Here is a 12646-nt window from a genome sequence, read left to right on the forward strand (position 1 = left end):
AAGAAGTGAATCGTGTATTTTTTTGCAGATAAAGTTTTAAACTTTTATTTCGCAGAAAATAAATCACATTAAGATGAGTTTATTTGTATAGACAGGTTCTAGTTCTGTGTGTTCCTTAAAAATGAATCCCACAGAGCTTACCTGTTTATTTTTTTTAAATATTTTTAGTAAAAAAGTGTGTTAGCTATTGGGAATATTTCAGGCCATTCTGATATATTCACAAAGTTTCTATTATTTATTGTACGTTATATCAATGTGGGCATATGCTATTAATACTTTCTATTATTGCGCTAAAGTATGATGAAGATATTAGAGATAAAAAAGATGACTGAGCCATTTGTGCTTGTAAAAAAGCGGCAATCATATCGTTTGACAGTTTATATTTTTCAAAAAAAATCTGGATAATCTTAAAAATTATGACATAAAGCAACATTTTGTTACATTACACAGAAGCGTAAGAATTTTTGCATCTGTGGAACTAGAGGATATGTGTGGTCATAAAATATATTCAGAGATTGGGTATATTAATGTCAGAATTATTCTGCTTAATGGCAGAAGAAATATTGGAATTATAAGGTTATTGCTTTTGCAAAAACGACTGAAACTAAATAGTGAATGAATGTTATTCTTCAGATACGCGCAGACATAGTGGTTATTTTCATAACCTTATGTTCTTACTTCTATTTTGTGACTTGCTAGATAACAAATTTTCATTGATTTTATTCAATCTTTTATGCAGATTTTAGTATTTATAGTAGCTTTAAAAAACATTTGAAATATTTGAAATGATACTTTCAAAAAGTATTACCTTGTAGGGCTAGCAGCCATTATTTTTATAGCAACATGCATTTATGGAAACTGAAAAAGCAAAAATGATGTTAAAGCCATTTCATTATAGAAAAATTTCTCAAGATGGATATGCCCGTCGGGGTGAAATTATAACAAAGCGTGGTCATATTCGTACGCCTGCATTCATGCCAGTTGGAACAGCTGGAACTGTTAAAGCTATGTATATGGATCAGTTGCGGGCTCTTGGAACAGATATTATTTTGGGGAATACGTATCATTTGATGTTACGTCCGGGAGCTGAGCGTGTTGCGCGTTTAGGGGGATTACATGAATTTGCACGTTGGCCAGAACCTATTTTAACGGATTCTGGGGGGTTTCAGGTTATGTCTCTTGCGGGAATTCGTAAGATTACTGAGCAAGGTGTTATTTTTCGCTCTTATATTAATGGAGCGTATTATGAAATGAGTCCAGAACGTTCTATCGAAATTCAAGGGCTTCTTGATGCGGATATTCAAATGCAGCTTGATCAATGTATTGCATTGCCTGCTGATAAAAAAGAAATAGAGTCTGCAATGGAACTTTCATTGCGTTGGGCAGAGCGTTGTAAGACAGCTTTTGGCGATCAACCAGAAAAGGCTATGTTTGGTATTGTTCAAGGTGGCGATAATCTGAAATTGCGTGAACGCTCTGCTCAAGCATTGAAAGAAATGAATTTGAAGGGCTATGCTATTGGAGGGTTAGCAGTGGGAGAACCCCAGAATGTTATGACAGCTGTATTAGATGCAATTTGTCCAATTTTGCCAGAGGATAAGCCACGCTATCTCATGGGAGTTGGAACACCGGATGATATTTTGGAAAGTGTTGCTCGGGGTATTGATATGTTTGATTGTGTTATGCCAACCCGTGCGGGGCGTCATGGTTTAGCGTTTACGCGTTTTGGCAAGATTAATTTGCGTAATGCACGTTATGCAGAAGATACACGTCCTCTGGATCCACTCTCGCCTTGTCCTGCTGCGTGTGATTATAGTCGTGCTTACTTGCACCATTTAATTAAATCCAGTGAAGCTCTTGGGGGCATGTTATTGACTTGGAATAATCTTTCCTATTACCAACAACTTATGCAAGGTATTCGCGATTCCATTGAAGCAGGATGTTATGCTGATTTTTGCGCTAAAACGAGAGCTTTGTGGCTGGAAGGTAATAAGGCATTGGAGTGAATTACAGCTGGTTGTCATTTTACCGATCATAAAGTTGCGCTGTCCTAAAAAAGATATGCAGTTTTATGAATACAACATGTTCTCTAAGATACAATGCTTAGCAGAGAGTTTTGCTCCGGTACGCACTACCTGATCCGGAGAAAAACAGTTTCTTGCTTTTGATAGTTGTTTAGAGCAAAAATGTTAATGATGCGTTAGCAATCTCTTTAAAAAATATAAAATTTCGTGCTCACGGCTATTTTAAAGTTAAAAGATGATAAAGAGAAAGCGTACATAGTGTGCGTATTTTTCTCTTAACACTGGTGCTTGATATTAAAAACTGTTTTCGCAAAATTTTATAGCGGAAGAAAGAACTTAGAAGCAAAGGTATGTTTTATCTATGAATACATGCGGTCATTATATAGTTTAGAGTCAAAAATTAAGTGATGAAAATAGTTGTTTTGACTAGACGCTTAGCTTGTTTTCGTTGAAAATACATTGAAATAGCTTTAGCTGCATTTAGGTTATAGAAAATTATATTTATAGTATAATTTTGAAAAAGTATGTTCTACTTATCATTATGGATTCCATTATGCTTCTACGATAAAAAAGATTGTGTTCTGTTTCTTGGGTGAAATGCTTTTGAAGTGCCACTAGGAGGCATTAGGCATAGATGTAAGGCATTCTGGTTTTATTTATGCATATTATAGATTTAAAATTAAAGTGTGAATGAAAATGAAGACTTTTCATCAACAAAATGTTTTCGTATCTTCTAATATTGATATTAAAGCGCGGCGCTTGGGAATTTTAGCTCTTGCAGTAGGAAGTTTTGCTATTGGTACAGCTGAATTTGTTGCCATGGGTTTACAACCAGAGATGGCACATAGCTCATGTGTTAGTATTGCGACAGCGGGTCAGTATATTTCTTCTTATGCATTGGGCGTTGTAGTTGGAGCACCTATTTTGGCTGTTGCAACAGCTAAGTTGTCACACAAAGCCGTTTTAATAGGCTTGATGTTTTGTTATGCCTTTGCAAATATTGCCAGTGCTTTTTTTTCTGACTTTAATATGTTAGTGATATTACGGTTTATCAGCGGTCTCCCGCATGGCATTTATTTTGGAATTGCAACTATGGTTGCGTCTTCAATGGTGGAAACGCGTGAACGTTCAAAAGCTGTTGGTAGTGTTATGCTTGGTTTTACCATTGCAACAGTCGTTGGAGCGCCGGGGGCGACTTGGATTGGTCAGCTTGTTGGTTGGCAAATTGCTTTTATTCTTGTGGGCGTTATTGCTTTATTGTGCTGCTTGCTTATTTGGAAATTTTTACCTTCTGTCGCTAATGCGATGAAAACAAGTCCTTTACGTGAATTGAGCGCATTAAAGAACAAGCAAGTGTGGTTTCTCTTGGCAATGGTTTCTATTGGAGCAGCAGGATTATTTTCTGTTCTTACTTATATTAAATCAATATTGATTCATGTTTCTGGTGTTTCACTTGAGGGGGTGCCATTTATTCTGCCACTAGTTGGGTTTGGGATGGTTGCAGGAAATTTTTGGGGTCCTAAACTTGCCATTAAAATTGATTCTTCATTGATGATATTTTTTGCTATGCTTTGGAGTGCATTCGTCTTTCTTCTTTTTTTCTTTTTATCATATACTTCATTAACAGTGGTATTAGGTTGTTTTCTCATTGGCACTTCTTTTGCTGGTATGCCTTCTATACAGACAAAAATTATGGACGTTGCTATACATGCACAAATTTTGGCAAGTGCTTTGATGCAATCTGCTTTTAATATCGCTAATGCTATTGGAGCAGAATCGGGAGCGTGGATTTTAGAACTAGGTTATAGTTATGAGTATACTGCCGTTCTTGGAAGTATTTTAACTCTGTGTGGATTATTGGTTTTTTGTTTTTCATGGTATGTGGAAAAGCGTGATCAGCGTCTTTCCCGTTGATAAATAGCTTTTTGGGTGAAGTATTTTCTTATTTTATCATGCGTGTTTTTTTGTGATTCAAGTTGATTGTTAAGAAAATTCTTATCCAATAATTGTTTTGTTAAGGTGATGTTTTTAAACTTCATATACTAGAAACAAAAAAGTTACCTTTTTGAGAAAACTGTCGCAATTCTTACCTTCTTATTTAAAGGGTGAGTATAGAGCTTGTTTTATAAACTATGTCATTACAGAAGAATTTTTTGCGTTTTTTTGTGCAAAGGCATTTAGGCAATCACATAGCGTCTGTTAAGGCGTTTAGATGAGAAAATATTCATTTGTTATTTAATATGCTATCTGTGATTTACCACTGTTATAGTCGTTGGAGTTTCAGATGTGATAGAGCTTTATGGCGAGTGATATTGTATTTATGAATTGTCTTTTGCACTTTTTGATTGTCCTGTTGGGTTTTTTAATATTGCACGAGAAACACGTAAGGAAAATGGAATACCAAGGCAGAATAAAATACCGATGGTTGCAATCAAAAGAGCCTTTACGGCAGAGATCATTCCTGTTATTCCTCCAGGGTTAGATAAACCTGCAAGATTAGTAACTATTCCTGCTAATGCTGTAATGAAGGCCATTGAGAAGAGCTGTACAGAAGTGAGAGATTCACTAGCACGCAGAGCATCTTCATCACGAGCACATTGTAATATTCGCGTGAGAAAATGCGGCCATGTTATGCCTGAACTCATTCCGATGGCAAATAGTGCTAAGCAAATGATAAAAGTATCGTCATCTGTGGACACTTCTGTTGGAAGAAGCCATAAAAGAATGCCAACACTTAAAAGACTGAACACGGGGGAATATACAATAATGCTACGAATTTTTTTTGTAGATATACCTGCACTTGATAACGAGCTACAAGTCCAACCAATGCTTATTAATGCGGCCATATAGCCGGCGACAATAGGATCTTTGTTGTAAAGTTCTTGAAGAAAAAGTGGAAAATAAAATTCTATAGCATATGCGCCTGTACTCATAATAATTATCAGTGAATAAAGAGAAAACAATTCAGAAGATATAGAAAAAGTTTTACGTGGCAACATAGGGTAAGGCGTGGATGATTCAATTTTTGCTAAGACAAAGAGAAGGCTAATTCCGAGAACTAATCCACAGACTTTTACAGCTGTAGCATCCATAGCGCTTCCAGTAGAAATAATAAAGATCAATAAGTTGAGTATAAAGAGTTGAGAGAGAGGAAGTGGGGGATTTGGCACAATGGTTTTATTGTTTTTCGGTAAAACTTTAAGAGCTATGAGTAAGAAAATTATAGCCAGAAATCCGACTATCCAAAAGGATGCTCTCCATGTGCTATATTGCACAGAAATTCCGCCGATAGCTGGCCCTAATAATGTTGATATTCCCCACATTCCAGAGATAATGCCCAATGCGCGAGACCATAAGTGTGGACTGAAAACAATTCGTATTATAGAATAAGAGAGAGATAATAAAGAACCACTGCCAAAGCCTTGAATAAAGCGTCCCATTAAAAATAATGGCATATTTGGGGCGATGCTGCACATAAAAGTGCCGATTGCAAAGATAAGGATAGCAACAGCATAGGAATTGCGAGGACCTATTTTCCCTAGTGTGTTTGTTGCAAGTGAAGTACCAATGAGAGATGCTGTGATAAAAACAGTTGCTACCCAAGAGTAATATTGTTCGCCACCAATATCATTTATAAGAGAAGGCAAAATAGTAATAACAATATAAACAGTGACGGCATGCAACATAACACCGCCTGTGAACGTTAAAGAACGAATACCGTTCTCACCAGATAAAAGAGCAGACCAACTTTGTTGTTTCACTGTTTTTTGCGATTTTAGAGAGTTAAAATTTTCTACTTATAAGATAATTACCCACCTTTGCCAAGGAAAGATGTAAGACCTTTCCTTCGCAAAGTTTGAGAACTTAAATTATATTAATCGATGATTGCTTTTTTTAGGTTTTCATTAATTTTGTCAAGGAATCCTGTAGTGGAAAGCCATTTTTGTTCAGGCCCTATTAAAAGTGCGAGATCTTTTGTCATAAAACCTTCTTCGACGGTATCAATGCAAACTTTTTCTAGTGTTGAGGAAAAATTTTTTAATTTCTCATTGTTATCAAGTTTGGCACGATGTGCTAATCCACGCGTCCATGCAAAAATAGAAGCAATAGAATTTGTTGATGTTTCTTCACCTTTTTGATGCTGACGGTAATGGCGTGTTACTGTACCATGTGCAGCTTCTGCTTCAACAGTTTCTCCGTTTGGTGTCATGAGAACAGAGGTCATGAGACCAAGGGAACCAAAGCCTTGAGCAACGATATCAGACTGCACGTCACCATCATAGTTTTTACATGCCCAGACATACCCTCCTGACCATTTAAGTGCACAAGCGACCATATCATCAATCAGGCGATGTTCGTAATATAATTTACGATTTTCAAATTCTGTTTTAAATTCTGCATCAAAGATTTCTTGAAAGATATCTTTGAAACGGCCATCATATGCTTTTAGAATGGTGTTTTTTGTTGAAAGATAGACAGGAACATTCCGTTGTAAACCATAATTGAAGGATGCACGTGCAAAGTCACGGATTGAATCATCAAGATTGTACATGGCCATAGCAATTCCCGCACTTGGAGCATCAAAAACATCATGTTCAATGACTTGACCATCATCGCCGACAAATTTTATGCTTAGTTTTCCTTTGTCTGGAAATTTGAAATCTGTTGCCTTATACTGATCACCAAAAGCATGACGCCCGACAATAATTGGTTTTGTCCATCCGGGTACTAGGCGTGGGACATTTTTACACACGATGGGTTCACGAAAAATAACGCCTCCTAAAATATTGCGGATTGTACCATTTGGTGATTTCCACATTTTTTTTAAGTTAAATTCTTTAACGCGTGTTTCATCAGGAGTAATAGTGGCACATTTTATACCAACTCCATATTTTTTGATAGCATTTGCAGAATCGATCGTTATTTGATCGTTAGTTGCGTCTCTGTTTTCAATGGAAAGGTCATAATATTTGAGATCAATGTCGAGATAGGGATGGATCAATTTGTTTTTAATATATTTCCAGATGATACGAGTCATTTCATCGCCGTCGATTTCCACAACAGGATTTGCCACTTTGATTTTTGCCATCAGAAGTCCCTTTTTTATTTATAAGTGATATTACTTGCTATAGCACTTTTAGGTTTATAATGAAAAGTAAAAACAGAGATAGCTAATAGGTGCTAAAATTCACAATGAAAGAAACCATTGAATATATAAACCAGCTATGGTGCAATTCTTAGTTTTTAATAGAGAATCAAGCTTATTTTCAGCGATTTATGCAGGTATATGATCTTTAATTGATACTGATTCTTTGCAAGTTTGAGTTTAGGATAATATCATAAGAAATTGTTTTTCGGTAAATATTTGTAATTTTATACAGAGATATTGTGCTTTGCGTAGAATCATTTTTGATTTTGACACTACATAAAGTACAGAATAAATCACATGTGTTACGTGATATGAAGTAATTAATAAATATAATAATTTAATATTTTGTTTTTTCTTAGTTTTTACCTTAACTTTTCCTGTATTTAAAACAGATGGAAGCAAACAAATAAAGACTTAAGAATCCTGACATAGTTTGGATATTTTAATTGCTTTTTAGGATGAGGCTTTGTGGCATGTTTGGTTACAAATATTAAATGGCAGTTTAAGAGAAGAATCTTTATAAGATAATGTGATTAACTATTTGATTTTCATACATAAACACAACAATGCACATTCGCGCGTAAATTAATGTTATTCAAATACAATGCAGCATAAGCAATATCTTAATTAGATTTCAATGTCTAAGTTATTTGTGCTTTGGATCATCGCTTTAAAGGCTACCGCTATTGCAATACACTAAACAATAGTTTCTGTTCTTAAAATAAAATGTATATTAATTTCAGGATGATTTTATAAGCCTCATAAATAAAGCTAAAAACCTTATTCTTTAACTATTTTCATATCTCTTTTTTGAAAAGATCCATAAAATTCAAAAGACTAGATATTTGAGAAAAATAACTTGGTACGCCCAAGGGGAATCGAACCCCTGTTTCCGCCGTGAAAGGGCGATGTCCTAACCGCTAGACGATGGGCGCAAACCAATGATGAGGCTTATAGAGATGATCTTTTTACTTAGCAAGTCCTATAAGTAATTTTTTTTAAAAAAAACGCAATTTGATTAAATTATTTACGATTTTGATTCAATTATTTGTGTATTTAATTAAGGACAGCAAATTCGTTTGATTTATTTAAAGAAAAAAAGATGTGTATCGTGAAGTTGTGCAAGTGCTGCGATAGATTGAGAAGAGTGGAAATCAATAATTCTTTTTGTAACTGAATAAGTTCATTATCTAGAAGTTGTGGTGTGAGTGGAGAGAGATAATATTATTGATTTAGACATAACCTTATAGTTTTCTTCTATTGCTGCCTGACAATTCTGATATTGCAATGGTTTAAGAGATTTATAAAAGTGATGCAATTTAATGATTGAGAGCTTTTCATACTTGCTAGCAATTTTTAGTCTTTGAAGCTAAATTATTGATATTAGTTCTTAATTTTAGAAAAATATCAATAGTCTGCCTCTTTAAAGCTTTTGATTGCATGGAAAAATATTGTTGTGCTAGAAGCAATTTTTTGTGTGTATAGCAAAGTGATTATATTTGTATCGTTTGGTTGAAATAAGCACTATTTGTATCAAGTTTCGTGTAATTTAGAACATTTTTGCAATGGAGAAACTGAGATAAGAGGTAGATAGTTTAAACGATGACAGAAGCTTTAAAAATTAGCATTGTGAACCTTGATATGCTCGGCACTTCAGTTATTCGGATTTTACGCGAAAAAGCAAAGAGTTTGGTTTGCTAATGCGGCGACCAATTACAGTTGTTGCTGTTAATGCACGTGATAAGAATCGCGATCGTGGAATTGAGCAATGTGTTCATCTCACAATGGAAGCAACGTCATTTGTGATTGTACGGATTCATGGTGTGACGAATGCATTGTCTTCTTATAAAAAAGCTTGTATTGGTAACCATGCAGATGGGTATTTTATTCGTTTGAATGTTCCTGATCGCGCTGGTGTTTTTGCAACAGTTGCAAGGCATATGGCGGACAATGAGATATCATTAGAATCTATTGTTCAAAGGCCTTTTGTAGAAGATCAAATGGTAGGAACGAAAACAATTATCTAATAACGGAATTGAATGTACAGCAAGCACTTGCAGAAATTGCAAAAGATAGTCATATTATTGCAAAATCTCAATTTATCCGTATTGAACGTATGGTGTAAGCCTATATCGAGTGTATGATACAAACTTGTAGAAATTTATTTTATAATGATTAAAAAAATCTGATTGTTTTTTCTTGTAGAAAGCTCTCATCTTTGCGAAAAGCTCTATTGTTGATATTTGGCAATGAATGCCAATGTTTTTTTTAAATACTAATTCAGTAGGAGCTTTCATATGCCCAAATTAACACAGAAGATTTTAAATGGACTTGATCGTATTCTAACGCTTGAATTAGTCCGAGTGACTGAACGTGCTGCTGTTGCAGCTGCACGCTGGCGAGGGCGTGGAGATGAAAAAGCAGCTGACCAGGCTGCTGTTGATGCAATGCGTCAGGAACTTAATCGTTTGCCTATTAATGGTACGGTTGTCATTGGCGAAGGTGAACGCGATGAAGCTCCTATGCTTTATATTGGAGAAAAAGTAGGGCTTCAAAATGGTTTGGCGGTTGATATTGCACTTGATCCACTCGAAGGGACGACGATTTGCGCTAAAAATCTTGCCAATTCGCTTGCAGTGGTTGCAATCGCTGAAAAGGGTAACTTACTTTATGCTCCTGATGTCTATATGGAAAAAATAGCCATTGGTCCGGGCTATCCGAAGGGTTTGGTTGATATAGATGCTAAGCCTGCGGATAATATTCATGCTCTTGCAAAAGCTAAGGGAGTGGCTATGAATCAAATTACCGTTTGCATGATGGATCGGCCTCGCCATGTAAAACTAATTGATGAAATACGTGCAACGGGTGCGTCAATCCGCTTGATTGGTGATGGTGATGTTGCTGCTGTTATTCATACAACTGATCCAGATGAGACGGGTATTGATCTCTATATGGGTATTGGTGGAGCACCAGAGGGTGTTTTGGCTGCGGCAGCTTTGCGTTGTATTGGTGGGCAGATGCAAGGGCGTTTACAGCTTGATACAGAGGAAAAAATTGCGCGCGCTGCTAAAATGGGAATTAATGATCCCAATAAGGCTTATACAATGGAAGAAATGGTTAAGGGGGATGTCTTATTTGCCGCAACGGGTGTGACTGATGGCAATATGCTTTCCGGTGTTAAATTTGCACGTGATCATATTCAGACAGAAACAATCGTGATGCGTTCACATACTGGCACGGTTCGTCATATTAAAGCGCAGCATAGAGATCAGTCAAAATTTGATTGACCAATGCATAATAAGATAAATGAGTTATAATCAGGATATGATGACGCACATTCGACGATTGTGGAGTTTCACCAGATAACTAAGAGAAGAAGCAGCTAGAGTAGAATAAAAGCAATGAATGGAATAATTCATTCGTTACAAGAGCAATTTAGTGATCTATTCTAGGGATTCGCTGATTGCTCTACACGAACTGTATTTGATAGTTAAGGATTATAGATAATCATATATTATACTATCTTTATTATAATATATTGCCCTATTTAAATCGTGAAAAGTTTAGTTGATTCCTTAATAGAAATCATAATCAGGAACACTTAATTGTTCATAAAAAAAACTTTGTTGCTGGGATAGGTAAGAAAGCTTTTTAATTATCTACATAAAAAAGATTGTTTTTAGTTATTATGATGAAAAATAAAGGAGCGCTATTTCGTAAAATGTGCTCCTGTCAAATTTTTTAATGAATTTTAAAGGTATTCTTTATTGATCGTTATGATAGTTGAACGGAGTACACCCAACCATTTTTATCTTCTGTATTTCCTGTGTGAAGATCAACGAGTTGTGTGCGAAGTTGTTCTGTCACTTTACCAATCATTCCATCTCCAACAACAAATTCTCCATCTTTATATTTAAACCGACCGATTGATGTAATAACAGCCGCAGTTCCACAGGCAAAAGCTTCTTTGAGTTGATTATTTTTGGCATCTGTTTTTATTTCTTCAAAAGAATAAGGACGTTCTTCTACTGTTAAACCCATTTGTTGGGCTAACTGCAAAATTGAATGACGCGTTATTCCTGGAAGGATAGTTCCATTCAGTGCAGGTGTTACAAGTGTATTATTTTCCAGAATGAAGCAAACATTCATACCGCTGAGTTCTTCAATCCACTTATGTTCCACCATATCAAGAAAAAGCACTTGAGTACAATTATTGTTGGCTGCATTGTTTTGCGCAAGTAAGCCTGCTGCATAGTTTCCACCACATTTAACAGATCCTGTACCGCCTGGTCCTGCGCGACTATAGTCCATTTCAACCCATACACTAATAGCTTTTTCTTCTCCTGTGAAATATGATTCAACAGGAGATGCTATGATACAGAACATATGCTCTCGAGCAGGGTGGACTTTTAAGATACTTTCATTGCCAAACATAAACGGACGTATATAGAGACTAGCATTGGAACTATTAGGAACCCACTTTTGATCAATTTTGACCAATTGACTAACCGCATCCAAAAAGATGTCTTCTGGTAATTCAGGCATAGCTAATCGTTTTGCAGATTCTATGAAACGCTGTGCGTTAGCATTGGGACGAAATAATAAAATACGCCCATCTTTTGCGCGATATGCTTTTAAACCTTCAAAAATTCCTTGCGCATAATGCAAAACGGTACTTGATGGGTTAATTTTTAAAGGTTTGTATGGAGAAATCACTGCACTATGCCAACCTTTGTTTTCAGTCCATTGAATAATAACCATATGGTCTGTAAAAAATTGACCAAAACCAGGATTTTTTAAAATTTTTTCACGTTCTTGGTCTGAGAGAGGTGATGGATGTTTTTCTATTTTAAATGGAAGTGTTGAGGTAAAAGACTTCATAAATAAAACCTTCTAAGATGGTGCTTAATGTCCACCTATTTTTTATTAAAAGATGGCAAGATACTTTTATTGTAAATTATGATTAGCAGTTCTTTCATGTCAATATTTTATTACAAGATTTAGATTAAAGACTATTGGTGGATTTTTTTGAAAATTATATTTTCATGATTTTGCTTATGGATATGATTGATTTTTCTAAACTATTTGTAAATGCAAAATCGTTCTCTGAAATAAAAAATTCTTTGAATAAGCATATCACTTAGAGATGATACATAAGGGAATTGAGAAAGGAAATTAGAACTTCAATATATGCGCATCGTCTAACTAAAGAACAGAGGGATTGGTAAATGATATAATCAGTAATTACAAGGTGTTTTCGCTATTATTTTTACTCATTATTATTGGGGTTATTTTTTTGATTTTGAGGATTTTTGTTTGAAAGATCATAAAAAATATATACTCGAAATTATAATTGTTACTGAAGCGAATCCAATAGCAACGAATCTGAAACAATTTAAGATACAATGCTTCCAATATCCTATAGAAATGCGACATTTCCATTATCTGCAAAGAAAATTTTAAATAAGAAATC

The 12646-nt window shown here is 35.3% G+C and carries 6 protein-coding genes, 1 tRNA gene and 1 pseudogene; 4 read left to right on the top strand and 4 right to left on the bottom strand.

The genetic code is table 11. The annotated features are described in order from the left end of the window. The first annotated feature begins 875 nt into the window (after positions 1 to 875). Positions 876 to 2006, top strand: a complete 1131-nt coding sequence (gene tgt / locus NPX98_RS05785; RefSeq protein WP_269023253.1) for a tRNA guanosine(34) transglycosylase Tgt — start codon at positions 876 to 878, stop codon at positions 2004 to 2006. A gap of 708 nt (positions 2007 to 2714) precedes the next feature. Then, positions 2715 to 3938: an MFS transporter gene (locus NPX98_RS05790; RefSeq protein WP_442864473.1), complete on the top strand. Its 1224-nt coding sequence runs from the start codon at positions 2715 to 2717 to the stop codon at positions 3936 to 3938. A gap of 404 nt (positions 3939 to 4342) precedes the next feature. On the opposite strand, the gene NPX98_RS05795 is transcribed toward NPX98_RS05790, so the two are convergent. The 3 genes from NPX98_RS05795 to NPX98_RS05805 form a co-directional block, all read right to left on the bottom strand. Then, the gene (locus NPX98_RS05795) at positions 4343 to 5785 is read right to left on the bottom strand and encodes an MFS transporter (RefSeq protein WP_269023211.1); all 1443 of its coding nucleotides are present in this window, start codon (positions 5783 to 5785) and stop codon (positions 4343 to 4345) included. Positions 5786 to 5898: 113 nt separating this feature from the next. Beyond that, the gene (locus NPX98_RS05800; protein ID WP_269023212.1) at positions 5899 to 7113 is read right to left on the bottom strand and encodes an NADP-dependent isocitrate dehydrogenase; all 1215 of its coding nucleotides are present in this window, start codon (positions 7111 to 7113) and stop codon (positions 5899 to 5901) included. A 920-nt stretch (positions 7114 to 8033) separates the two neighbouring features. Next, a tRNA-Glu gene (locus NPX98_RS05805) sits at positions 8034 to 8108 on the bottom strand. Between the two features lie 816 nt (positions 8109 to 8924). Here NPX98_RS05805 and NPX98_RS05810 point away from each other — a divergent pair. Together NPX98_RS05810 and glpX are read left to right on the top strand one after the other, a co-directional pair. Then, positions 8925 to 9298 (top strand): annotated as a pseudogene (locus NPX98_RS05810) (ACT domain-containing protein); the annotation flags it as partial. Between the two features lie 172 nt (positions 9299 to 9470). Beyond that, on the top strand, positions 9471 to 10460 hold the full coding sequence (glpX, locus tag NPX98_RS05815) for a class II fructose-bisphosphatase (RefSeq protein WP_269023213.1): 990 nt from the start codon (positions 9471 to 9473) through the stop codon (positions 10458 to 10460). A 487-nt stretch (positions 10461 to 10947) separates the two neighbouring features. Here the strand turns inward: glpX and NPX98_RS05820 are convergent, their stop codons facing one another. Continuing rightward, positions 10948 to 12054, bottom strand: coding sequence for a branched-chain amino acid aminotransferase (locus tag NPX98_RS05820; RefSeq protein WP_269023214.1), 1107 nt, complete (start codon positions 12052 to 12054; stop codon positions 10948 to 10950). Positions 12055 to 12646 lie beyond the last annotated feature (592 nt).

This window comes from Bartonella sp. A05 (assembly GCF_026930145.1).
GTDB lineage: Bacteria > Pseudomonadota > Alphaproteobacteria > Rhizobiales > Rhizobiaceae > Bartonella.

Bases quoted from the DNA above. Each gene is read 5' to 3' on its own strand.
- tgt (WP_269023253.1), top strand. From the start codon at position 876: ATGTTAAAGCCATTTCATTATAGAAAAATTTCTCAAGATGGATATGCC.
- NPX98_RS05790 (WP_442864473.1), top strand. From the start codon at position 2,715: ATGAAAATGAAGACTTTTCATCAACAAAATGTTTTCGTATCTTCTAAT.
- NPX98_RS05800 (WP_269023212.1), bottom strand. From the start codon at position 7,113: ATGGCAAAAATCAAAGTGGCAAATCCTGTTGTGGAAATCGACGGCGAT.
- glpX (WP_269023213.1), top strand. From the start codon at position 9,471: ATGCCCAAATTAACACAGAAGATTTTAAATGGACTTGATCGTATTCTA.
- NPX98_RS05820 (WP_269023214.1), bottom strand. From the start codon at position 12,054: ATGAAGTCTTTTACCTCAACACTTCCATTTAAAATAGAAAAACATCCA.